The organism is Lactococcus taiwanensis (assembly GCF_014905395.1).
Classification (GTDB): domain Bacteria; phylum Bacillota; class Bacilli; order Lactobacillales; family Streptococcaceae; genus Lactococcus; species Lactococcus taiwanensis.
Map to the genome: position 1 here is coordinate 37001 of NZ_BNDT01000005.1, position 25013 is coordinate 62013.

Annotated in this window: 20 protein-coding genes; 4 read left to right on the forward strand and 16 right to left on the reverse strand. The window is 41.4% G+C overall.

Features of this window, described 5'->3' with window-relative positions:
* Window positions 1–61 precede the first annotated feature (61 nt).
* The 5 genes from hisS to yfmF all read right to left on the reverse strand — a co-directional run bounded on the left by hisS (window position 62) and on the right by yfmF (window position 6147).
* The gene (gene hisS / locus JKP71_RS06945; RefSeq protein WP_200407507.1) at window positions 62–1357 is read right to left on the reverse strand and encodes a histidine--tRNA ligase; all 1296 of its coding nucleotides are present in this window, start codon (window positions 1355–1357) and stop codon (window positions 62–64) included.
* A 358-nt stretch (window positions 1358–1715) separates the two neighbouring features.
* A complete protein-coding gene (pgsA, locus tag JKP71_RS06950) occupies window positions 1716–2288 on the reverse strand; it encodes a CDP-diacylglycerol--glycerol-3-phosphate 3-phosphatidyltransferase (protein WP_075525881.1) in 573 nt (190 codons plus the stop codon).
* Between the two features lie 92 nt (window positions 2289–2380).
* Complete coding sequence (locus tag JKP71_RS06955; RefSeq protein WP_200407508.1) at window positions 2381–3268, reverse strand: helix-turn-helix domain-containing protein; 888 nt, start codon at window positions 3266–3268, stop codon at window positions 2381–2383.
* A 277-nt stretch (window positions 3269–3545) separates the two neighbouring features.
* On the reverse strand, window positions 3546–4829 hold the full coding sequence (gene yfmH / locus JKP71_RS06960) for an EF-P 5-aminopentanol modification-associated protein YfmH (RefSeq protein WP_200407509.1): 1284 nt from the start codon (window positions 4827–4829) through the stop codon (window positions 3546–3548).
* On the reverse strand, window positions 4819–6147 hold the full coding sequence (gene yfmF, locus JKP71_RS06965; RefSeq protein ID WP_234446115.1) for an EF-P 5-aminopentanol modification-associated protein YfmF: 1329 nt from the start codon (window positions 6145–6147) through the stop codon (window positions 4819–4821). Before yfmF ends, yfmH begins: the two co-directional genes overlap by 11 nt.
* A gap of 210 nt (window positions 6148–6357) precedes the next feature.
* Between yfmF and yaaA the strand changes: the two genes are divergently transcribed.
* The 3 genes from yaaA (at window position 6358) to JKP71_RS06980 (ending at window position 8333) form a co-directional block, all read left to right on the forward strand.
* Window positions 6358–6720, forward strand: coding sequence for a S4 domain-containing protein YaaA (gene yaaA, locus JKP71_RS06970; RefSeq protein WP_200407511.1), 363 nt, complete (start codon window positions 6358–6360; stop codon window positions 6718–6720).
* A complete protein-coding gene (gene recF, locus JKP71_RS06975) occupies window positions 6720–7808 on the forward strand; it encodes a DNA replication/repair protein RecF (protein WP_200407512.1) in 1089 nt (362 codons plus the stop codon). The genes yaaA and recF overlap by 1 nt, the downstream gene beginning before the upstream one ends.
* Window positions 7809–7955: 147 nt before the next feature.
* On the forward strand, window positions 7956–8333 hold the full coding sequence (locus JKP71_RS06980; protein WP_200407513.1) for a MerR family transcriptional regulator: 378 nt from the start codon (window positions 7956–7958) through the stop codon (window positions 8331–8333).
* On the opposite strand, the gene JKP71_RS06985 is transcribed toward JKP71_RS06980, so the two are convergent.
* The 8 genes from JKP71_RS06985 to JKP71_RS07020 form a co-directional block, all read right to left on the reverse strand.
* Complete coding sequence (locus tag JKP71_RS06985; protein WP_200407514.1) at window positions 8330–9265, reverse strand: alpha/beta hydrolase; 936 nt, start codon at window positions 9263–9265, stop codon at window positions 8330–8332. The two genes, JKP71_RS06980 and JKP71_RS06985, sit on opposite strands and share 4 nt — an antisense overlap.
* Before the next feature lie 106 nt (window positions 9266–9371).
* Window positions 9372–10352, reverse strand: coding sequence for a UDP-glucose 4-epimerase GalE (gene galE, locus JKP71_RS06990; RefSeq protein WP_200407515.1), 981 nt, complete (start codon window positions 10350–10352; stop codon window positions 9372–9374).
* Between the two features lie 140 nt (window positions 10353–10492).
* Window positions 10493–13525 carry a beta-galactosidase gene (locus tag JKP71_RS06995; protein WP_200407516.1) on the reverse strand — a complete coding sequence of 1011 codons (3033 nt, stop codon included), beginning with the start codon at window positions 13523–13525 and terminating at the stop codon, window positions 10493–10495.
* 129 nt (window positions 13526–13654) lie between these two features.
* On the reverse strand, window positions 13655–15142 hold the full coding sequence (gene galT, locus JKP71_RS07000; RefSeq protein ID WP_200407517.1) for a UDP-glucose--hexose-1-phosphate uridylyltransferase: 1488 nt from the start codon (window positions 15140–15142) through the stop codon (window positions 13655–13657).
* An 80-nt stretch (window positions 15143–15222) separates the two neighbouring features.
* Window positions 15223–16422 (reverse strand): galactokinase, encoded by a 1200-nt coding sequence (locus JKP71_RS07005; protein ID WP_075525892.1) that lies wholly within the window; start codon window positions 16420–16422, stop codon window positions 15223–15225.
* Window positions 16423–16425: 3 nt separating this feature from the next.
* Window positions 16426–17448 carry an aldose epimerase family protein gene (locus JKP71_RS07010; RefSeq protein WP_200407518.1) on the reverse strand — a complete coding sequence of 341 codons (1023 nt, stop codon included), beginning with the start codon at window positions 17446–17448 and terminating at the stop codon, window positions 16426–16428.
* Between the two features lie 112 nt (window positions 17449–17560).
* Window positions 17561–18949, reverse strand: a complete 1389-nt coding sequence (locus JKP71_RS07015; RefSeq protein ID WP_075525894.1) for a glycoside-pentoside-hexuronide (GPH):cation symporter — start codon at window positions 18947–18949, stop codon at window positions 17561–17563.
* Between the two features lie 151 nt (window positions 18950–19100).
* Window positions 19101–19841, reverse strand: a complete 741-nt coding sequence (locus tag JKP71_RS07020; protein ID WP_200407519.1) for a MurR/RpiR family transcriptional regulator — start codon at window positions 19839–19841, stop codon at window positions 19101–19103.
* Window positions 19842–19954: 113 nt separating this feature from the next.
* Between JKP71_RS07020 and mgrA the strand changes: the two genes are divergently transcribed.
* Window positions 19955–20965 carry an L-glyceraldehyde 3-phosphate reductase gene (gene mgrA, locus JKP71_RS07025; protein WP_200407520.1) on the forward strand — a complete coding sequence of 337 codons (1011 nt, stop codon included), beginning with the start codon at window positions 19955–19957 and terminating at the stop codon, window positions 20963–20965.
* A 45-nt stretch (window positions 20966–21010) separates the two neighbouring features.
* Here the strand turns inward: mgrA and JKP71_RS07030 are convergent, their stop codons facing one another.
* From JKP71_RS07030 to JKP71_RS07040, 3 genes are all read right to left on the reverse strand, one after another.
* On the reverse strand, window positions 21011–22150 hold the full coding sequence (locus JKP71_RS07030) for a nicotinamide-nucleotide adenylyltransferase (protein ID WP_200407521.1): 1140 nt from the start codon (window positions 22148–22150) through the stop codon (window positions 21011–21013).
* 101 nt (window positions 22151–22251) lie between these two features.
* Window positions 22252–23550 carry a peptidase U32 family protein gene (locus JKP71_RS07035; protein ID WP_200407522.1) on the reverse strand — a complete coding sequence of 433 codons (1299 nt, stop codon included), beginning with the start codon at window positions 23548–23550 and terminating at the stop codon, window positions 22252–22254.
* A 318-nt stretch (window positions 23551–23868) separates the two neighbouring features.
* The gene (locus tag JKP71_RS07040) at window positions 23869–24792 is read right to left on the reverse strand and encodes a peptidase U32 family protein (RefSeq protein ID WP_200407523.1); all 924 of its coding nucleotides are present in this window, start codon (window positions 24790–24792) and stop codon (window positions 23869–23871) included.
* Window positions 24793–25013 lie beyond the last annotated feature (221 nt).

A 25013-nucleotide genomic window follows, 5' to 3' on the forward strand; every position in this document is an offset into this window, starting at 1 on the left:
TCCTATTTTCTTAGGCTCAATTCCTCTTTCTACTTTATTCTATTTTTTCTTTAAAGGATTCTTACTCGTTTATTTCATCTGCATAGATTTCTTCAAATACAGGTGCAAATGAATCGTAAATCTTCTGAAGAGTTGTTGTGACTTGTCGACGTGTTTTATTGTGTTTAACTTTGACCTCACCTGTGCGAATTTCGTCGTCACCCAAAGTAATAATCAGCTCGGCACCCAGCTTTTCAGCCGTTTTAAATTGTGCACCAAGTTTACGATTAGAAAAATCACGTTCTACTTTAAAGGCTTGTTCGCGCAAGGCTTCAGTCAATTTTGTCGCTTCAAGATTGGCTTTAGAACCCATCACAGCAATGAAAACATCTAGTGTTTCTTCTGGCATAAACGCTATTTCTTGTTTTTCAGCAATCATTAACAAGCGCTCAATTCCTAAACCAAAACCAAAAGCCGGAGTAGCAGGTCCATCAAAATATTCTACTAACCCATCATAACGGCCCCCACCACAAACAGTAAGTGCTTTGCCATCTAACTCGACAATGAATTCAAAGATTGTGTCATTATAATAGTCTAAGCCGCGTACCATGTTAGAGTCGACCGTGTAAGCAATGCCTAAATTTTCCAACATCGCTTTTACTTCCTCAAAGTAAGCTTTTGAAGCGGCATTAAGATAGTCCAAAATTGAAGGCGCATCTTGTACAATGGCGATATCTTCTGGTTCTTTACTGTCTAACACGCGCAACGGATTTTCATTTAGCCGACGACGACTGTCCTCAGAAAGTTCACTTTCAAATGGAGTCAAATAATCAATGAGCGCTTGGCGGTAAGCTTGACGACTTTCCATGTCTCCCAGGGTATTTAAGGAAAGCTTAATTCCTGAAATCCCCAATTGCCGAAAAAGTGCATCCGCCATCGCAATAATCTCGACGTCGACTGCCGGATTTTTTATCCCCAAACATTCTACACCAAACTGGTGGAATTGACGTAAACGGCCAGACTGTGGACGTTCGTAACGAAACATTGGTTCTTCATACCATACTTTCACAGGTTTGACAATTTCTGGAGCATAAAGTTTATTTTCAATGTAGGCACGGACGGCACCCGCTGTCCCCTCAGGACGAAGTGCAATGTGACGGCCTCCTTTATCCTCAAAGTCATACATTTCTTTGGTTACAATATCAGAAGTTTCACCAGTCGCACGACTGAAAAGTTCATAGCTTTCAAACATTGGTGTTCTGATTTCTTTAAAATTATAATCATTAAATACACTGCGCGCAATCTCTTCTACATACTGCCACTTAGCAGAATCTGCTGGGAGGATATCCGCTGTGCCTTTTGGTTTTTGAAGTTTCATCATTCTTCCTTTCGCTATCAAAATGAGTTGAACTGGCTTTAAAGAGACCACAATCCGATAAAAGAGACCGTTTACAAATCAAAACACCCTAAAGCCATCGCTCTAGGGTGCATTAGTTTGCACGGTACCACCTAAATCCGCTCATACCTATAGAGCCTCAGATTGATTATAACGTTATCATCGTTTTTTATGTCACAGTCTCAATGAGCTTTCACCAGATGCCCACTCTCTTGCTTATTATTGTAACGCAAAAAGCCGCCCAAAGCAAGCGACTTATGTATGATTAACTCTTTTTTTTAATAGCTGATATTTTCAAATAGGGAATAGAAAATATTAGATGTTGAGATGCTTCATAAACCTAATCTGCATTTTTAAATACTTGCATATTTTTAGCGAAGTAATCGTAACCACTGTAAATGGTAAAGAAGACACAGATATAAAAGAGAATAGTTCCGATGTATAAAGGATTGCCAATGAAAAGGAAAATAACGCTCAACATTTGTGTGGCAGTTTTGATTTTACCAGGCATCGCAGCTGCCATAACAACTCCACCTTGTTCAACGAGTAAGAGACGCAATCCTGTAACCGCAAGTTCACGACAGACAATAATCGCTACCGCCCAAATAGGAACCACATGCAAGGCCACCAGTACGACGAAGGCTACCATGTTCAACATTTTATCCGCTAAAGGATCAGCAAATTTCCCAAAATTGCTGACCACGTGCCATTTACGTGCTAAATAGCCATCCAGCCAATCTGTAAAAGAGGCAACCGCAAAAACAATTGCTGCAATTACCCACATGACTGAGCTATGCGCTTGAGAAACAAAGCCTTCAAAATGAGCACCTTGTGGTAAATAAAATAATATGACAAAGATTGGAATCATAAAGATTCGTAACATGGTCAATTGATTGGGTAATTTCTGTTTCATACTTCTCCTTAAATATCGAGACTTGCTCGTTCTATTGATAGCGTCATTTTGCTATGAGGTGCACAACCAAAAACGCCTTAACTATTCTGATGTTAAGAGGTTGTCGTCGTCCGATCAATCTGAAGGGTAATTTTAGATGCCCCTGTTGTTGTAAGAGCAGACAAGTCCAGTGGTGTCCCATTAATAGTAATGGTTAACCCTTGGGCTGTTCCGAGCGTAATCACTGAACTGGTAGCACCTGTAGTTATCACGCCATCTAGGGTATTAGCTCCATCAGTCAATATTTGACCGCCTGCTGAGACGTTCGAATTTGTCATTCCCACCCAGATCCGACTACCAGCAGCGGCTGAAAAACTCACTGTGATCGGGTCAGTCATATTAGACACCTGTGCAGTAATCGCTGTGGTCGTAGCTTGAGTAACGGAGACAGTCGGTGCAGCTGCTGTACTGCTACTGCTACTCGTCTCACGTTTAGCCGTTTGACTGCTTTTGGCTTTCTTTGCTGTGCTTGCTGTATTTGAGTAAGCATAGTCATTTGTAATAAGGTTTGGTGTTTCTGGACGATTAAGAATGACAGCAGTAACCACCCCAACAAGAATTAAGAGTGCTACAGCTGAGAGCGAAATGATGGGCACATAATGTTGCCACGGCTTTTGCTCCTCTTCTTCAGGTTCTACCCGCTCACTGGGTTTGACAAAATGATAGGTTTCTTGGATATCATCTTTATCCTCTACTGTAATGCCCTTACCTTCATCATAAGCCTGAATGATTCGCTCAGCATTTAGCCCTAATTTTTCTGCATATTGCTTAAGGTACGCCTTTATATAGAAGTCCCCAGGTAAAGCCTGGTAGTCATCCGTTTCTAGGGCGACGATATATAATTTTTGAATTTGAGTTAATTGTTCTGCTTCTGAAAGACCAAGCCCTAGCTGTATTCGCTTTTCTTTTAGGACTTGTCCGATTGTTTTGATTGCCACCATGTCCCCCCTTCGTTGTTATACTGCACATCGATTTTTGACTATCACGGTTCTTTATTATGTTGAGCTCGGCCCACTTAGATATGCGCTGACAAAGGTTTTCAAGGGTTATTAAATTCTGCCTCATCTGAGCTGATCCAACAGCTCTTTTGTAAGCATTCCATTTATCGTTTGAATCACACCTTATCAGTGACTTTTGTTGCGTTTGATTTTCTGACTTTGCTTTTTATGCGTTCAGAAAAAATTTATACTTAGAAATTGCTGACAGACCTGTCAGTCTTTATTTCGGCACAATAGTAAATGTGACCACTTTCATTGCTTTAATAAATTGTTCGGCTGATTTTTCAATATCTGCCAAGGTGAGTTCATTTAATAATTCAGGAAGATCAAAGAAATTTAAATCTTCGTATATTTCCGAAGAAAATTGACTGGCAATATATTCAAGTGAATTGAGTGAACTAAAATAGTCTCCCAACATTTCTCTTTTCAACAGTTGTAAATGTTCTTCACTGAAATCTCTATCTATTTTATAACTTTTTAGCGCTTCTTGCAAAGTTTCACTTAACTTTTTGGGATTTTCTGTATCACCCGTAAAAACAGCAAAATGAAAACGTTCGTCTAACTCAAAGCTTAAGCCAAAGGAGTCGTCAATAAGCCCTTGATTATAGAGTTCTTCATAGCGTTGACTAGTACGACCAAAGAGTAAATCAAGAAAGATTTGATTCCCAATTTTGTACTTCATTCTTGCCCGCGCTTCTTGAGGAAGAAAATCTTCCCCACGTAAGCCTAAGGCAAGTTTGGGCATAGCCACTTCAAGAGCTAAAACCTCACCTGATTTTGGTTCAGCGGCGCTAAGTTCCTGTCTTAAGGGAACCTCTTGAGCTTCAAAACACTTAGTCGCTTGATTTTCTCTGACAAAAGCTGCCATTTCTTCAACCTGAAAAGGGCCTGTCAAAAATAAATTCATGTTGGTTGGATGATAAAAGACTTCATAATTTTTGTATAAATCATCCGCGGTAATCGCATTAATCGTTGCAGGAGTGCCTGCAATATCTGCAGCTAGTGGAGATGCGGGATACATTTTCTCAAGCAACCCAGCAAATAAACGCCAGTCGCTATCATCTTGATACATCTGAATTTCTTGCTGAATAATTCCTTGCTCTTTACGAACGTTCTCTTGCGTAAAATAAGGGCTTTGTACAAAGTCTAGCAAGAGTTCGGTGCATGCATAGCTGTTTTCTAAGGTAGAAAAAAGATAAGAAGTCCGTGAGAAACTTGTAAACGCATTGGTTTGAGCACCCAAAGCGCTAAATTTATCCATCACATCTCCGTCTTCTTTTTCAAAAAGTTTATGCTCTAAAAAATGCGCAATGCCTTCGGGGAAAGTTTGAAAAGTGCTTGCTCCTTTAGGAATAAAAGTCGTGTCTAAAGAGCCAAAGTTGGTCGTAAACAAGCCATAAGTTCGATTATAGTCCGCTTTGGGAAGGTAGTAGACAGTGAGACCGTTAGGCAAAATCTCAGTGTACAAGGTTTCTCCCGTTTTTTTATAAAACTTACTGTGCAAGACTTTCCTCCCTTTCATTCATTCCAACGGTACCTTTCATGAAATACTCTACTTGTAACGTCAATTTTTGAGCTAAGCGAGCTACCTCTTCTGCTGACACCGCTGTCAGCTGACTCAAAAACACTTCTGTTGGCAAATAACGCTCTGGCAGTAAAGCTTTCACATATTCTAATTCAATCGTATTCGAGATAGAATCTTGTCCTACCAGATAAGTGTTGCGCAACATCGTCTTTGTCTGTTCTAAATCGGCGGGGCTAAAATCACCCTCTTGTAATGCTTCAAGCTGTGCCGCAATCAACTCCCGAGCCGCTTCAAAATTCACAGCATCAATACCTGCCGCAATTTTCAAAAAACCAGTAAAGGAATCAAATGTGGATGAAATAGAGTAAGCGAGGCTTTCCTTTTCACGCACATTTTTGAATAATTTAGAATGGGCAAAGCCACCTAGTAAGCCATTGAGTACTTGCAGTGTCATATAGTTAGCATCACCGTATTGGACAGGCAAATGGTACCCCAATTGCAAGATGGATTGGGTTGCTTCTTTTGCTTCTGTCAGGACTGACCGCTCAGTCAGCTCTTGTTCATAAAACAAATCCGTGTGTTCTAAAACTTGGGTTGGTGCTTTATCCTCCTTAAAAGAAGAATTTTCTACATTTTGTGCAAAGTCAAAATCTGAAAAAAGCTTGTGAACGCGCGCTTCATCGACATCCCCCAAAACAAAGATATCTATAACATTTGTTTTTAACATTTCTTGATAATAGTCAAATACGGCTTGCGGCGTTTCGCGCGCGATAAGTTCAACCGTTCCAACACTAGGGAGAGCTTGTTTTGGATCTTTAAAGAATTCTTGGGCTAATTGACGGCTGGCGTAGTAAGCACGGTCATCGTTCATGGCTTCCAAATAATGAATCAAGTTGGTCTGTTCTCTTTTAAAAATAAAGGGGTTGAATGCTCCATCTTTTACATCTGGGGCAAAAAGAACGGCTCTCAAAAAGTCAACACCAGCTTTTAGGGTATCAAAATCGACGAGTGCAGGATTTACAACCGTCATATTAAGGCTTAAAAGGTGTTGTTTGCCTTTTTTAGCCACTCCAGTTGTAAATGAAGCACCAAATAATTCAGACAATCGGCGACTAAAGGCTTTTCCTGTAGGATAAATAGCATTGGTTGTTTCCAACAAGTTGGAGAGCAACACTCGCTTTCCTAAGTGTTCTGGGGTAATTTCCTCTCGAAATCGTACCATCATTCTGACGGTCTTAAATTTTGTTTCTTTTATGACATGGAGATGGACTCCGTCTTTTCTTTTAAAATCTGTCAAATTATGATCACTTTCCTATTTTAACTTGCTTTTACGTAAGCTTTATTATACCAAATTCTAGCACAAATTTGTGCCTGTTTAGCGTAAAAATCTGAGAAAAGTTACGCGCACTAAAACTAAAAGTTCGACTTCTTGTTTATGTAATTTTTGAAAATGGATTTCACTGGGCTCTTTTGACCATTTAAGGCGACTTCTTGTTATAATAAGCATATGGAAAAATACATTTTATTTGAAGAATACATTACTCTAGGACAAGTTCTCAAAGAGCTTGGTTTAATTGCTACAGGGGGACAAGCAAAAATTTTTCTGGCCGAACATACGGGTGAAATTTTTTATAATGGGGAAGCTGAAAATCGGCGCGGCAAAAAAATGCGAAATGGCGATCTGCTAGAATTTCCAACTTTTGATTTAGCTGTGACGTTTGTGCAAGCCAGCCCAGATGAACAGGCCGAACATGAAGCGGAAAAAGCCGAAGAGGCGCGCGTGAAAGCTGTGGTAAAGAAAATGAACGCACAAAATAAGAGCACAAAACCTAGCAAAAAGGTTGCGCCTCGCTTCCCAGGACGTAAGTAATGAAACTCAAGCAAATTGAACTCAAAAATTTTCGAAATTATGAGCAAATCCAGCTTGATTTTCATCCACAGCTTAATATTTTTTTAGGTCAAAATGCTCAAGGAAAAACCAATATTCTTGAAGCCATTCATTTTCTGGCGCTCACGAGAAGTCATCGCACTAGTCACGATAAAGAACTCATTCGCTGGAATGAGCAAGAAATGAAAGTTTCTGGAATTGTCGAAAAGGCACACACAACAGTCCCGCTTGAGGTCCAACTCACAGCAAAGGGCAGAATTGCAAAGGCCAATCATCTCAAGGAAAATAGGCTAGCTGATTATATTGGACAGCTCAAAATCTTGATGTTTGCTCCGGAAAATTTGGAATTGGTTAAGGGAGCCCCTGCCGTTCGCAGACGTTTTTTAGATATGGAAGTCGGGCAGATACATGCCGTCTACCTCTATGATGCCATGCGTTATAATCGAGCTTTAAAAGAGCGGAATGCCTACCTGAAATTTGATAAAGAAAAAATTGATAAAGCTTTTTTATCTGTTCTTGATGAGCAATTAACAGAACATGGCAATAAAATTATACAAGAGAGGGCTGCTTTTGTAGCAAAACTTGAACAGCACGCTCGTAATATTCATCAGCAACTGACACATGGTCTGGAAGACTTACGGATTAGCTATGCCAGCCACGTCAAAACAGATTTTGCCAAAGAGCTTTCGGCGCGTCATGACCACGATATTTTCCGCCATCAAACCAGTGTCGGGCCTCACCGTGATGATCTGCAGTTTTTTATCAATGACATTAATGTGGCCGATTTTGGCAGTCAAGGGCAACAACGCACGGTTGCTTTATCTGTTAAACTTGCAGAAATTGATCTCATTTTTGAAGAAACAGGCGAGTATCCCATCTTGCTTTTAGACGATGTCATGAGTGAGTTGGATAACAGTCGTCAATTGGATCTGATTGAAACCAGCCTAGGAAAAACACAAACATTTCTTACCACAACAACCCTCGATCATCTCAAAAATTTACCTGAAAATCTTAATATTTTTAATGTTGAAAATGGGAAGATTAAAGAGGCAGAGAAAAAAAGTTACTGATCATCTGGTCAGTAACTTTTTCACGACTTTTGAGGAGCAAGCCCTTCTGTTACAGTGAAAATTGCAGCTAGGACACCTAGAAAAGTAGCCTTATGGTAGAATCATTATAAACGCGCATGCACGTAAAAAATACAATTAGGATGTAACATGACAAAAACCTATAAAATCTCAGAAATTAGTTCACTGACAGGCCTGTCAGTAACAACCTTACAATATTATGAAGACTTAGATCTCTTAAAACCTCAGCACAGTGACAGCAATTGCCACGAATTCACCCAACGAGATTTAGCATGGCTTGATTTTATCAAACGAGCCTTGGCCACAGGGATGCCGTTAGCAAAAATCCAAGAATACGCCAAACTGCGTGAGCAAGGTGATGGCACCATCATTCAGCGAATTGGACTTTTAGTTGAGCAAGAGCGGGTCTTGCGCGGACAAATCGCAGAGCTTGAAGCACATTTGGATTTTATTTTACAAAAAAAGCATGGCTACTATGATCACTTACAAAAAAACTCAGAGCGCTAAGTCTGAGTTTTTGATTTTCCAAAAAGGAAAGTTTTGATGTAAGCAAGTGCTGTGGGATTATTTTTATCAGCTGCGTGCTTCACCACGCTCGGATAAATGCGCCAAGTTACTGGATTACCATTTTCTTTAAAGAAATGATAGACAGAAAAGCCATCGGCCCAAGGTACTGTACCATCCGTTTGCATGAGCGCATTATAATCTCCCATGAGCAACAAAGTTTTTGTCTTAGAGGAGAGGCGTTGGTAATGTTTGGCGATGTACTGGTACATCGGTGTTTGAGCACTTGGGCCTGTTTCAAGCACTTGTGCTAATGTTTCCCCCGCTTGTAAAGGGGTCTCGCTATTGTACTCTCCATCAAGCGATACAAATTTTTTGACCCTTGGAAAGTTGGGATTGCCCCCTGTATCAATCATATAGTAAAGCGCACCTGTCCCACCTGAAGAAAAGCCGACAAGGTTAATTGCGGGGACTCTGTAATGCTTAGTCAAATAAGTCATCATTTTTTGAAGGGCAATCGAGTATGATTCTCCCGCGGACGTCCCCTTGACCGTATTAAAATCAATCTGTGGAAAATGATTCGTTTGAGCAATATTTCCCGAAATCGTTAGCGCATTGTTCCGTCCAATATCCACTGCAAAACTTAACGGTGCTGACTTTGCAACCTGTTGAGGCGCTACCCGCGCCATCATGTCAAATAAATCTGTGGCACTTCCCCCCGATCCCCCGATATAAATCGTCGGGTAAATGACCTGCTTACTTTTTTTATTTTTACTAATTTGGGAATGGGGTACTTCTTTAACTAAGTGATAATGCCCCATTTTCAAAAATCCCCAGAATGTACAACTCGCAATAACGAGTGTCGCACTCACCGTCATAATAGCCGTCACGATCCGCCGCTTCTGGCTTCTTTTTCTTGGACTCTGTTTTTTCATAAAGATATTATAACAAAATTTGACATTTTATTTTTAAAGATTAAAAAAAAGTTACTGACAGGGCTGTCAGTAACTTTTTATTCTATTTTTTAGTGCACTACTAATTTTAATAACCTTTGGGATGGCTTTGATGCCATTTCCAAGCGTTGGTAATGATGTGTTCCAAATCATGTTGGACTTTCCAGCCCAAAATTTCGCCTGCTTTGGTGGAATCTGCCACCAGTTCATCAGGATCTCCTGGGCGACGTTCGCCCATTTGACTTGGAATCGCATGACCAGTGACTTTGCGCGCTGTTTCCAACACTTCCAGATTAGAATAGCCTTTGCTTGAACCCAGATTAAATTGGTCAGATTTACCGCCCGCTTTGAGGTACTCAAGCGCTTTGATGTGGGCATCAATCAAGTCTTCCATGTCAATGTAGTCGCGAATGCAAGTCCCGTCTGGTGTATTATAGTCGTCGCCATAAATCGTGATAAACTCACGTTGTCCCAGCGCCGTTTGCAAAATAATCGGAATCAAATGCGTTTCATTTTTGTGGGCTTCGCCAATGGAGCCGTCGTCTTTAGCACCCGCCACATTGAAATAACGCAGAGCCACATAAGTCATGTCCGTTGCCTCAGACTGCCATTTCATCATTTTTTCCATGATGAGCTTAGACTCGCCATAAGGATTGATGGGTTTTTGCGGTGTTTTTTCAGAAATTGGCGAATGCTCTGGAATGCCAAAAGTCGCTGCTGTACTTGAAAAGACGATATGCTTCACGCCAAATTCTTCCATGGTTTCAAGAATGACTTGTGCCCCACCAACATTGTTGTTGAAATACATGAGCGGTTTTTGCATCGACTCACCCACTAAGCTGTAAGCGCAAAAGTGCATGATTCCTTCGATATTTTCTTTTTCAAATACACTCGCAAGAAAACTGTGATCACGTACATCTCCTTCGTAAAAGCGCACATCAGCAGGAACAGCTTCACGGTGACCTGTCACCAAATTATCTACGACAGCGACATCGTAACCCTTTTCTACCAACATCGCTACCGCATGGCTCCCAACATAGCCTGCACCCCCAAGTACTAATACAGTCATAATCCACTTCCTATCCTTTTTATTTGATTCTATTTTATCATAAAAGCGCTTGGAAATCGTTCCATCCTCATCTCCATTTAGCGAATACGTTTTCTTTTTTCTTCTGTCTCATGCCTAAATGGTGCTCGTTTTAAAAAGAGTTATGGCTTTTCCACTCCTGCCAGCTGACTACTCAATTGAAGTTCATAATGGTAATGAGGTTCCCGCAACAAATCAAGTGCTCCAACACTGGGACTCCAGGAATCGTCCCCTCCAACACCCATATGAAAACCATCAATATTAAGCCACGTTCCTGCTTCTTCTTGCAGAAGATGCCAATGATCGACTTCATGCAGCTGTTGCTGACTATAAGGACTGAGATTAAAGGCAAAACTCTGACCCGATGCTTTAAAGATGAGCGAGCCGTAGGACAAGCTTTGCACTCCCATACGTAAGCCATTTTCACTCGGAAAGACATAGGGCGTCGAAAGCTCAGTAAGAGGCTGTTGCCAATTGCCCAAGCGAGCGGTACCTTTTCGATCGGGATAATTCTCATCTGGTCCTAAGCCAAAGTAAGAAGCATCTTTCGCACGATCAGCCAGTTGTACCGTCAGACCAATCCGAGCAGGTTCAGGCAATTTTTGATGGCGCATCACGTCTACTTGAAGTAAGAGTTTACCAGCACGATCAATCCGGTACCGACGTTGCGTCCTAAAAGCAACGCTACCATGCGCGTGATACTCAGTTACGGCACAAACCGTAATTGCATCAGACGATTCTTCCGTCGTCAGACGCTTAAGATGAAGTTGTAAGTCGTAAAAACCTGCTGCTTTCCATCGTTCATACCACGCCCAAGGATCAATATGCTCTACTTCACTGACGCCGATGTCATTATCAAGTGGAGCTCGGGTAAATTGTTCTGACAGCCCTGTCAGTAATTTTTCGTCCCCTTTTTCATCAACCCACTGACTCAAATCACCCGTCCGCTGGTCAAATACAAAAGTTTGCCCGCCTGCTGATACGGTGACGGTCTGCTTATCCGAGCTTAAACGCAACTGACTTTTACTGACCGGGCTGTCAGTAAGCATTTGCTCGCTGTCCACAAGTGTCAGAGCTTCTTGCAAAATAAATTGCTCATGAGCCACCTCAAAATGTGCTGGCAAAAGAGCGGTGGCAGCAATCGTTTCCACTTCTACATTTAAAAGAAGCGTTGAACCCTCTCTTTCAGGAAGATGACTAAGGGATAGAGTGAGACTTTCGCCTGGGGAGAGTTTAAGGTCTACGGCAGCCTCAAAGAAAACCTCTTTTCCATCGGTCAGCCGATAACTTAGACGCTCATTGTCTGTATTGCGAAACAAATATTCACTTTTTACTGTCAAACTCACAGGATTTCCGATAGGATCTTTCTGTAATGTAAATTGCAGATATTGCTGCCAATATTTAACCTCAGCAAGAGCTGGCTTAGGCGTCCGATCAGCAAAGACTAAACCATTTAAACTGAATTGCCGATCATTAGGCAAATCGCCAAAATCGCCACCATAAGTGAAGTGCCCCTCTTTCCAGAGACTTTGATCTGCCCAATCCCAGATAAAGCCACCTTGCAAGCGATCAATTGTTCGAAAAGCTTGCCAATATTTACCAAAACCTCCCATAGAGTTTCCCATATTATGCGCGTACTCACACAGGACTAATGGTCGTGCCTCTCCTGCTACCCCCATCCATTCTTTAAGCGAGTAGGGTGCATTGATACTAGAGTCATCTACTCGTGCGTACATAGGACAGATAATATCCGTCGCAGGGCTAGCTCCTCGTGTCTCATCATCTCCTCCTTCATAATGTACAGGCCGTGTGGGATCAAAAGCTTTACACCATTCATAAAGCGCTTGATGGTTCCGTCCATAACCTGCTTCATTTCCTAATGACCAAATGATAACACTGGGATGATTACGGTCTCGTAATACCATTCTCGTTACCCGCTCACTCATCAAAGGAAGATAGGTAGGATCATCAGTCAGTCGATTCATAGGCAGCATACCATGTGTTTCTATATTAGCCTCATCTACAACATACAGCCCATATTCATCACATAACTCATACCACCGCGATTGATTAGGATAATGCGAACATCTTACCGCATTAAAATGGTGGGCTTTCATCAACTTAATATCTTTAAGCATCACCTCTTCGGAGACAACATAACCATGATCCGGTGTAAACTCATGCTTATTCACCCCACGAATCAATAGAGGTTTTCCGTTAACCTTAAGCTGACCTTGCGAGATTTCAACTTTACGCACACCAATTTTTTTAGTTTCTTGTTGCAACAACTCGCCTGCTGCATCCCATAAAGAAAGTTCCAATCGATAAAGATGAGGGAGTTCATCGGACCAAAGGATCGGATGCGTAAGCTGGAGTGTTGATTGAAAACCCATCGCTTGGGCCACTAACTTTTCAGCATCATAGAGTTCAGCTTTGAGCGTTGCATTATTCATATCACAAGCCTTAGCCTCAACAAAAATTTCGGCAAAATCAAAATCTGCATCTAGCTCAGTCACAACAGAAAAATCTAGCAGATAATTTTCTGTTAAATGTTGAAGTTTTACTGGACGAAAAATACCAGACATACGCCACATATCTTGATCTTCAAAATAGGTCGCTTTAGACCACCGTAAAACCAAAACACGCACTTCGTTCATTCCTTTTTGCGCCTGAGAAGTCACATCAAATTCTGCAGGCAAACGCCCATCTTCTGAATAACCCACATATTGACCATTAAGCCAAACATGAAAGGCTGAACCTGCTCCTTCAAAAGTTAAATGAATATGCCCATTTGCTAGCCATTCCTCACTAAGTTCAAATTGACGACTGTAACCCCCCACAGGGTTATTATCTGGTGCATAGGGAGGATCAACCGGTATTGGGTAAGCCACGTTCGTATAAATTGGAACATCCGTCTCATCTGGAAAAGTAAGTTGCCAATTACTTGGAACTGGAATTTTACCCTCAAAATCGCTACGCTCCAGCCAATCTTGTGGAATTTCTTGAATACTTGAAAAATGAGTGAAGTCCCATCCTCCGTTTAAATTTCTGGTTTCCTCATAAGCCATCGGCGTATGCATCGCAAGGCGATGCCAATTGCTTATACTAGGATTTTCCCAGTCCTTACGTGCCAAAATATCACTCAATTTAATCATTATGATCCTTTCCAGAATTTTTCAGCGTGACGATTGACTAAAAAAACTAGCGTGTTGGATCATGCCCAAGAGCTGGGTTATCAACAACATGCTAGTTTTTCTCAGCCGTTCTTCTCTGTCTTCATTTTTTTAGTTGTCTTCATTGATGAAGTTGACAAACTTTATAAATCCTGCTTGTCCAGGTGCATCATCTTTAAAGACTCCTGCATCTTGTAAAACTTCTTCAAAAACAGCACCGACAGCTTGTTCCACTAATTCATGAACCCCTTGTGAAGTGATTGACTCCGTGGCTTTTAACTTTTCTGCCCAAGTTCGGTGAATTTCTTTCATCTCATTTGGTTCGTCCAACAAATACTTTTCAACTTCTTTGAGTTCTGCCTTCAGACGTGGCGGCAAAATGGCTAGCCCCATTACTTCTATCAGGCCAATATTTTCTTTTTTTATGTGATGTAGCTCTTGGTGAGGATGAAAAATGCCATCAGGATATTCTTCACTTGTACTGTTATCTCGTAAGACAAGATCAAGACAATACTCCGTCCCTTTTCTACTTGCAATAGGCGTAATGGTGTGATGGAGAATCCCCTCTTTGTCAACCGCTGTGATATCCAGTTCTTTATCACTATAACGTTGCCATTTTTCAAGAATTTCACTGCTTGCCTCAAGGAGTTCTGCTTTATCACGACTCTGGAGGCGTAAAACAGACATTGGCCAGTTTAATATTCCAGCCTTAACTTTTGGATAATGTACCAACTTGATCGGGGTACGAACGCTCGCTTTTAACATCGGAAACTGATGACGTCCTGCTTGATAATGATCATGGGTTAAGATGGATCCTCCCACAATTGGCAAATCTGCATTAGACCCAATCATATAGTGAGGGAAAACCTCAAGAAAAGCGAGGAGATTTTCAAAAGCCTTCCGGTTGATTTTCATCGGTTGATGCTTTTCATTAAACACAATTGAGTGTTCATTATAGTAAGCATAAGGTGAATATTGAAACCCCCAATTTTGGTCGTTAAGACTTAAGCGAATCACGCGATGATTACTTCGTGCCGGGTGATTTCCCCCTCCGTAGAGTCCTTCGTTTTCCAGACAGAGGGCACATTGCGGATAACTTGAATGGTTTTGCATTTTAGCTGCTGCAATGGCTTTGGGATCTTTTTCTGGTTTTGAAAGATTAATCGTGATTTCCAAGTCACCATATTTCGTTGGATGTGTAAATGCCAGATTTTTAGCAATATCCCTTGTTTTAACTTGATTAATTTGGCGGGCTAGGTCATAAAAGTAAGCTGTAGCGTCTTCGGGACGGTCTTGATATTTTTCCCAAAATACTTGGTTAATTCGACTAGGCTTCGGCGTGATGAAATCCATTAAAGCCGCTTCATAAAACTCACCTGTAGTGACATCATATTGTTTATTTTCTCTGGCTTCATCTAACAGTTTATCCATCAAAAGTAAGGCATCTTGCTCATGTTGATGTTTTTCTGGTTCTTTCCAATCCGCCATGCCTAGAAAATGCAGGAGTTGATTACGCAAGTAGATGCTGTCCATCGCTTCAATCGCTCCATTATTTACCGCCAACTCTACAAAATCTTGAATGGTTTGATATATTGACATTTCTACTTCCAATCTAAATCATTATTTTCCCACGAAGGTAAAACTTAAGCGTGGGTGCTCTTTTTTTGTGAGCTTTTTAGTTATTCAACATCTAATTTGGTAGAGCCTGATCCAATTTGGGCTACATAGAAGCTTGCAGGGTATCCCACTACTTTTTCATAAGTTTCCCCTACAGCCTTTTCAAAACTAGGAACATTATCATGAGCCACAAGAGCTATGGCACAGCCACCAAAACCTGCCCCTGTCATCCGAGCGCCAAGCACACCAGGTTGCTTTTGCGCGGTTTCAGCAAGTGTGTCAAGTTCAAGTCCTGTTACTTCATAGTCATTTTTGAGTGAAGCATGAGAGGCGTTCAGCAGTTCACCAAATTTCGTCAAATTACCAGCCACAAAAGCTTTTTGAGCAACTTTTGTGCGATTGTTTTCATAGACAGCATGGCGCGCCCGTTTAATCAATGTTTCATCCCCAATCAAAGCGGTATTTGCGTCAAATTCTTCATTGGAAAGTTCACCGAGCGACTGGATATTGAGTTTTGTTTGCATCCGTTTGAGCGCTTCACGCGTTTCAGCGAAACGTTCATTATATTTAGACTCTGTTAAAGCGCGAGGCTTATTCGTATTCATAATAACAATGTCATAATCACGTAATTCGACAGGGACCATTTCGTATTTCAAGGTATTACAATCCAACAAAATGGCTTTTTTAACTTCCCCAAAACCAATAGCAAACTGGTCCAAAATCCCTGAGTTTACTCCGATAAAATCATTCTCCGTTTTTTGACCAAGTTGGACAAGCTCAAGTCGAGGAACATTGAGCTTAAAGAGGTCATCCAACACGACACCAACCAAAAGTTCTAGTGAGGCAGAAGATGAGAGCCCTGAAGCTGTAGGAATTTCTCCCTTGATAAGGAGTTCAAAGCCTCGATCAATGGTGTAGCCTGCATTTTGTAACATGGTCATCATGCCTTTAACATAATTTGCCCAGCTCTCCCCATCTTTATGATGACTATCTGCAAGATCAAACTCTATAACACCTGCTTCAGGAAAATTTTCAGAGTAAAGTTTGATTTTTTGATCGGCTCTTAAACGCGCAAGGCCTGTGGTACCGATGGTGATTGAAGCTGGAAATACGTAACCCCCATTATAATCGGTATGTTCACCAATAAGATTAATGCGACCAGGACTAAAGAAATATTCAAGATCTGCTGTTCCCCCAAAAACATGGTTAAAACGTTCTGTTAAGGCTGATAAGATTGTACTATTTTCTACAACTACTGACATTTTTTATTCTCCTAAATTTACTTTATAGATGGTTGTGGCTTGATAGGTTTCCCCGGCGTTTAAGGTAATGTCGCCTAATTCGGGAATTTGGGGTGAACCAGGTGCAACTTGAGTTTCAAAGGTAATTCCACCATGGTGAGCTTCAGGTTTTCCACGATAAACCGTGCCCATGTCACCAAAATTAGCTGTAAAAATAACGACACTTGGTTGATCGGTATAGGTGGAAACACTAAGTTTTCCTAAAGTCAATCGGGCCTGTTCCTTAGCCAAATTGCGCTCATCCAGTAAGAAACCATGGTCAAGTCCATCAACAAGTCTGATCTGAGGATCTGAACTTGAAAATACTTCTGAGAGCGTTTGTGGTGTTCTAAAATCAAAAGGTGTACCTGTTACTTCTACAAGATCGCCCCGGACAACTTGCGATTGATCCAACAAGGGAACATAGCGCGATGCTGCAATCTGTAACTCATGATTATCAATGGGTTGGTCTGCTTCACCGTTAAGATTAAAGTACACATGCCCGGTTGGATTGAAAACTGTATCTTTATCAGATACTGCCCGATACTCAATCTTCCATTCTCCAGCTTCATTGAAAGTATGGATGGTAGTAAAATCAAGATTACCAGGATAACCTCCTTCGCCATCTTTTAAGCGTAAGGTATATTTAACGCCCGCCTCTTCTTCTTTTTGAAAAGTTTGGGCTTGCCAAATTTGGGATTGTGAAGGATTGGATCCCCCATGAATCGCTTGAGGAAAATCATTTTGTTCCAGTTGAACGCTTTGACCATTAATAACCACTAAGCCATCTTTAGTCCGTCCTGCGATCCGTCCCACCGTTGCACCTGGGAAAATATCTTTTTCTTGGTATTCTTGTGCACAATCAAAACCTAGAACAATATGCTTTCCTTCTACTACCCAATCAACGATGCGCGCGCCATAATTTGTAAAGGCAATGCGCATTCCTTTTTTATTCTCAATGGTGAAAAGTTGACTGCCTAACCCAAAATCTGATGTTGTAATTTTCATATTTTTCCCCAAATAGAGCTGACTTAAAAATCTAGCTCTTTTCTTTTCTAAGCACTAACTGACAGTATGGTCCGCTGGCTCAGGCCAACTGACCACGCTGTCAGTGAATTTCTTATTTGAAACGTTCTTCAAGTTCTGCAACGATTTCTTGGTGACGTTTTTCTGTCAATTTTACTTTAAATAAGTAAATGGCAAGTGAAATAATCATCAAGATGGCTGGGACGATGAAGGCATAGAGTTTAAAAGTTGCTACTCCATAAGTGCGTCCCGCAATATATTTTGAGCCAGTCATTCCCGCTGCAATAGCTACAAAGCCATAGATACCATTTGAAAAGGCTCCCGCAATTTTATCAAGTAATGGACGCATTGCCAAGGTAACAGCTTCATTTCGGACACCGTTCTTCCATTGACCATACTCAACAGAGTCTGTAATGGTCATCAAAACAGATAAGAAGACCAATTGGTAAGGTGTTGTTAAAAAGATTAACCCTGCAACAGTCATTGGCACGGAGCTACCAAGTACAAAGAGTGCATAACCAATCAACATAGAAATGATTGCCCCAGTCAAGACTTTACGTCGTCCAAATTTTTTCGCCAACATTGGAAACATTGGGACTAAAATGATGGAGCCGATAAAGCCGACAATACCCGTAATAGAGTAAAGACTCGCATTCCCAATAACAAATGTAAAATTCAAAATCAAAGTGGCTGTAGTGGCAACATAGGCAATAGCAAATAGAATGTAAGAGAGTGACAACCACATCAACTGGTCATTTTTCATCAGAGCTTTGAAGACGTCTAAGGTATTGGTTTTAGTGCCTTGTTGACGAATAGCAGATTGTTGTTCTTTTGTTCCCCACGCAGTCACCAAAGCTGAAATTCCTTGAACAAGTGCTGCGATAACCCCAAAGGCGAAGAAGCCGCGCGCCCCTTGCATATGACCACCTTTAGTAAAAGCAATCGTAATAGGTATAGCTAGAATTGTTGCGCCTTGAGCCCCAATGGCTGAACCAAAACGAGCGAATGTCCCAAGTGTTTCACGTTCAGAATTTTTTTCTGAAAGGGCGGGAATCATTGACCAAAAAGCAATATCTTTGAAAGAATAAAAGGCATCCAATATGATGAAAGAAATAGTGAATACAATCGCAAACAACGTACGGTTATCACTCTTAGCTAAACCAAAGAAATCGGAGAACATCAGCATAATCATCAATGAAGACATGATCCCACCGACCACTAGCCAAGGTTTAAATTTCCCCCACCGTGTCTGAGTATTGTCAATGATAGATCCGATGATCGGGTCAAAGATAATTTCAATCAAACGAATAATGACGACTAATCCTGTAACTAAGGCAATCATAGCATCTTCGTGGGGCGAACCTGCAAACATTTGTGCCGTTACAAAGGCAATGAAAAATGTACTGATTGAGTAATAGTAAACATCATGCCCTAACGCACCGAATGCATACGATAAACGTTGTTTCATTTTTCCCTTATTCATGGGAATCCTCCTTTAGATTTCTTTTTTTGAAATCGCTCACATTTATAGTATAGCACGCTGTATAAAGAAAGGGTTTCCAATTTCAGAAGCTTTGTTTGGAAACCTTTCCAAACTGCCACAAAAAAATCACTGACCAGCCTGTCAGTAATTTTTAAAACTCTTTTTCTTTTTGATAAATCGAGTAAACATCCACAAGGACACGTTCTAAGATAAACAGTGGCAGACGACTATGGACATCCAGGTCAAAATAATTAACTTCAAGTCGACTCTTATAACCAATCAAACTAACGTCTGACAGGGCGGTCAGTTCACTTTCTGCATCCGTGGTCAGCGCAATGATTTTCCCCCCTTGTTGTCTGACCGTCTTTAAGGGGATGTTGATTTCAGGATTTTCACCAGAGAGTGACAGCGCCAGTACTAACTTATCGGCAGTGGCGAACTGTGCATAATAGGTGATTTGCTCTGGATCATCATAGAGACTGACGGGCTTATGAAAAAGCTGTAACTTACGTAAGAGTTCGTTAGCGACGTTAATCGTCAAACCTCGCGCAAAAATCAAAATTTCTTTAGCTTCATCCACCATTTTCACGGCTTCCTCGACTTCTTGGGCTGAAATATTATTGATGGTTTGCAAGAGTTCATCCTCATTTTTCGCAATAGCACTCAAAACTTCTGTGGAAAAACCACTTATCTCGGGTAATTTTTTTTCTCTGATAGAGTAGCGAAATTCACCATAACCCGCAAAACCTTTTTTCCGTACCGTTCGGTTAACGGTGGACAAAGAAACATGGGCGAGTTCTGCAAGTTCCGAAATAGAAATTTGGGGGATTTTTTCGTAATTTTCCTGAATTACTTCCCAAGTATATCGTTCTGCATTGGTTAAATTTGACATTGTGCGTACTCCATTGATTATAATTCCTGCTGATTAAATTATACCATTTAGCGTTTACATTTGCTATAATGTTTTTGAAACCGCTTCACAATATTTTTTGAGGAGAACTATTCATGACTTATCAACCTAATCCACATCGTTATGACAAGATGCTCTATCGTCCTGTCGGAAATTCCGGTTTACTTTTACCCGCCATTTCGCTAGGGCTCTGGCATAATTTTGGTTCTGTGGACGATTTTGAGAATGCCCGACAAATGATTCATACCGCCTTTGATTTAGGAATTACACATTTCGATTTGGCAAACAATTATGGTCCCGAGCCTGGCTCCGCCGAGATTAACTTTGGAAGAATCCTCCATGAAGATTTCAGAAAATATCGTGATGAGCTAATCATTTCAACGAAAGCGGGTTACGTCATGTGGCCAGGCCCTTACGGAAATTGGGGCAGTAGAAAGAGCCTTTTAGCCAGTTTAGATCAGTCCTTGCAACGGCTTGGCCTTGATTATGTGGATATTTTTTATTCCCACCGTCCTGATCCAAACACTCCGATTGAAGAAACGATGGGCGCTCTAAAAACAGCGTTAGATAGTGGAAAAGCGCTCTATGTCGGACTTTCAAATTATTCAGCTGAGCAAACACAAGCGGCTGCATTAGCAGCCAAAAACTTGGGCTTCAAACTTTTAATTCATCAGCCTCGCTATTCCATGTTGGACCGCTGGATTGAGGAGGATTTACAAGAAACATTGACGACAAATGGGATGGGAGCAATCGCCTTCAAACCATTGGCACAAGGCCTTTTGACAAACAAATACCTCCATGGAGTGCCTGAGGATTCTCGCATGCGCGACCCGCATTATGCCACTTTGCAAGAAGACAGCTTGACACGCCCAACACTGGCTAAAATTGAAAAACTCCAGAAATTGGCCCAAAAACGTGGACAGAGCTTAGCACAACTTGCACTGGCTTGGGTGCTTCGGACGGATTTAGGACGTGGAGTAACTCCCGTTACTTCTGCGTTAATTGGAGCCAGTCGCCCACAACAAATTATTGAAAACGTTGCGGCTTTAGAGCAGCTTGACTTTAGTGCTGCTGAACTCGAGCAAATTGAACAAATCTTGAAATAAAAAGTTACTGACCAGCTGGTCAGTAACTTTTTAAGGTGTTAATACTTACGAACGCAAGCGTTCAATTGTTATGCCTGTGTAAGCTTTGACTGCATCAATCGCATGATGATAACGTGATAAATATCCAGCTCGATCCTTCTGATTTCCAGAATCATCAAGGATGACGACACGATCCATCAAATCAAATGCGGCGAGCTGACGTAACAGCTCCTGATGAAAAATCAGGCGTGGGTCTTGAGCCCCTTCTTGAAGTGCGCACCCCTCTTCTTTTTCCACTGAAGGAGGGATGACCAAGATTAAATCCATCCGTTCTCTAGCAATCGTTTTTTGAAAAAGGAGCTTAAGTTCCTCGAACTCCGTTTTGGGTAAGTTTATCCTTGCATGAACACTCGTTACCAAAGCGTCCGTGTCCAAAAACACGATTCCCTGATTCGCTGGTGAATTTAGCTGCTGTGAGTTAGCATCGTATTGACCAGTGATGAGACGAGCATAATCTTCCTGACGTAATTCTTCGTCAGTGAGGTTATAAGTTGCTTTGTAAGCTTGGAGGTAATCTTCAGAAAAAGGGGCATTAATAGAGCGCGCTAGTCGCCGAACGAGTGTTGTTTTTCCTGTTGAAGCTGAACCCATCACTGTCACAACTTTCGAAAAATGCCGCCTAAAGACACGATTGATTTTGTCCCATTGGGCTTGCGGATTTTCACGTATCTTTGTCGCAGACATCGCGATATCTTGACGGTCGGCAAGCTCTACCTCATAGCTGTTGCCGTCCTTTGGAAATCGACGCTTAAGTTCCGTAGCATAAGCAGATTCGCCCACATAAAAAGTAATTTCCAACTTATCTCGTGTGGTGTACGTATTAATCAGGTTTAAAAGACGACTCACCCACTCATCCCAACCATGAGGCATTGCAGGTAAGTCATTTTCATCGAGTTTAGCGACTTGTATCGCTTCTTCATCTCGAAAAGCTTCTCGTAAATAACGAAAACGTTTCTCCAAAGGCAGCCCAATCTGCGCGCCACGATCTTGATCATCGCCTGAAACGACTAATAACACGCCATCATTCAGACTAGCACATTTATAGATTTGCTGTTGATGACCAACATGCAAGGGGGCAAAGGTTCCAAAATAGACCCCTATTTTTTCACCTGTTAATTTTTTATTCGAACGTATATTTGACATCATGATAGCCTTATTTTACCAAAAAAATCTTCTAAGTAAACTTTTACGGGCAGCCACAGTGTTAAAAAATACTGACCAGCCGGTCAGTATTTCATCAGTCCTATTTAAGCACGCGCACGCACTGTTTTAGACATGCCTGTTTGTTTATCATAAAGATTGATCAACCCTGAACCATTTTTACGAATCATATCGCCTGCTTTGACCGCAAATGGCACGTCAATGTGCAAGAGCGTCATAGGATTTGGCGCACGGTCAATATGCTCGTCTGTCTCAGCCAAGCGCAAGTTGGTCACGACCGTATCCACATGGCGGAAGCCCGGCCCGTAAAACTCGATTTGGTCGCCTTCAGTTATGACATTACGTTGGCGGATTGTTGCCACCATTGTCGTTTCATCAAAATCCACCACTTCGCCGACAAATTTGTATTCAGGAATTTTCCGACGCGCGCCGAAAAGTTGTTTATTTTCATCAGGTGTTTCATAGTAAAAACCAGTGTCCAACTCACGTTGTGCGACTTTCCAAAGCTCATCAACCAAGCGTGGTTTGATTTCTTCAAAACGTTCTGGCGATTCCCAGTAAGCATCAATTGCTGCTTTGTAAACATTGGCAACCGTTGACACGTAGTGAATTGATTTCATCCGGCCTTCAATTTTGAGCGAATTCACCCCATTTTCAATCATATCTGGAATATGCTCAATCATAGACATATCCACGGCTGACATTGAAAATTCTTCAGAAACTTCACCTGTGATGGAATGACGCTCTCCACCAAAGGGCAGATCATACAAATCATATTTCCAACGACATGACTGCGAACAGCCCCCACGATTGGCATCACGCATGCTCATGTAGTTGGACAAAACACAGCGCCCAGAATAAGAGATACACATGGCACCGTGGACAAAAGCTTCGATTTCAACATCCGTATGCGCGCGTATTTCGCGCAATTCTTCCATAGAGACTTCACGCGCCAAAACGACACGTTCAAGACCAAGATTTTTCCAAAATTCTAGTGTTTCATAATTCGTCGCTGAGGCCTGAGTTGATAAGTGAATTGGCAAGCCTGGTGCTTCTGCCGCACAGATGGCAATAAGTGCAGGATCAGATACGATAACCGCAGAAATACCTAAATCGCGCAAAGTACGGAACCATTCGCCAGCGCCTTTTTCATTGCCTTCGTGCGTGACCATGTTGGCCGCCACGTAAACCTTCGCATTATGGCTAGAGGCATAAGCCACCCCCTCGGCCATTTCTTCAAAGGTAAAATTACCCGCCCGCGAGCGTAGACCATAAGCCTGCCCACCGATATAGACAGCATCAGCACCGTAATCGATCGCAACTTTTAGTTTTTCAAGCGTACCAGCAGGTGCAAGCACTTCTGGACGCGTTTTTGTGATTGACATAATAAATTCTCCAATTTTCAAGATTGTAAGTATTTTGAAAAGGCTGGTGCAGAACAAACCCCGCACCTCGGTAAACTCCTTGTCAAAGAGTACCTGCCAAAACTTCTTAACAACAGCAACTTGGCACCTTAGCGCTTAGTCACTGGATGCTCCAAAAGACAAAGCCTTCCAGATTCCTTATAGGTTTATTTTACAGGATTTTGAAGGAAATGGAAACTGTCAAAGATGACAAAGTTCTTTGACATTATAGTATTTATCGAGGTAATAGGTGGGCAAAAACAAAAAAATTACTGACGTACCTGTCAGTAAATTTTTCACTTATTTTACAGCATCTTTATCCAAATCATAGAAACCATGTGACAATGTACGGCCTGCTGGATGCAACTTACGCACCTTTTCATCCAACTGGAAAGCTTTAAGTTCAGTAAATTCTCCAGATTCAATCAGATTTTTTGCTTCCACAAAACATTTTGTAATTTCAACAAAATTTTCTCCTCGAGTGAAAATACCATCAAGTTTCCAGTGGTCGTAACCCATATCCACTAAATCAGAAAGCTCTGTCATCATATCCAAGTCATCATTTGCAAAGATATGCGTCCCGTGTTTGTCCTCAAAAATTGAGTAGTGGGTTTCTTCTTTTTTGGGTTCCGAAACAAAGAGATTGCGTGCACGATCTTTTCCAGTCTCTTCGGTTTTGATAAAGTTATAGTAATTTTGTACCAGTGGACGCTTACTATGATGTATCACAGTTGCACCGTAAACTAGTAGTTCGCCAGGAACTTGTAATTCTTGTGCCATGTCTGCTAGCTCTTCTTTAGGTAATTCACGAGCAAGGACAGCTTCTACAGCTCCTTGTTGTGCCCAAAAATTAACTTGCCGTGCTGACGCCACCATCGTGGAAGCATCATAAGTAAAGGGAAGGGCGTAGTGGTCACGTTGCAAAACAAAGATAACTCCTGCATCCCCTACTGCAATACGATCCACCTTAATTTCCACTAAGAAATCAAGGTAAGGCTTAATTTTAGCCATCATTTCTGTATGCATCAACGCATTAACCGCTACTGTGACAGTTTTTCCAGCTGCATGCGCTAATCTCGTAATTTCCTGCAGTTCTTCCCGACTCAAAGCCGTCGGAACACGTAATCCGTAGTTTTCTTCACCAATGTATAAACGATCGACTCCTGCTCCAAGCAATGCCTTCGCTTGCTCAACGCTCTCAGCCGTAGAAGTAATAGTAATCATATTGCTATTATATTATAAAATAATCTATTAAGCGAGTGTCAAAAAGATCCTCCTTTAAGATTCCTCTCAATCCCCTACTCTTTTCACCCTTTTTCAGGCTCTTTAATCATGTTTTGCGCTTACAGTAATCTTTTTGTAACCAAATTAACTCTAATATAACATTTATTGGATAAATTTATACTATAATAATGACATAAATCTCGGAAAGCTGCTAAATTATC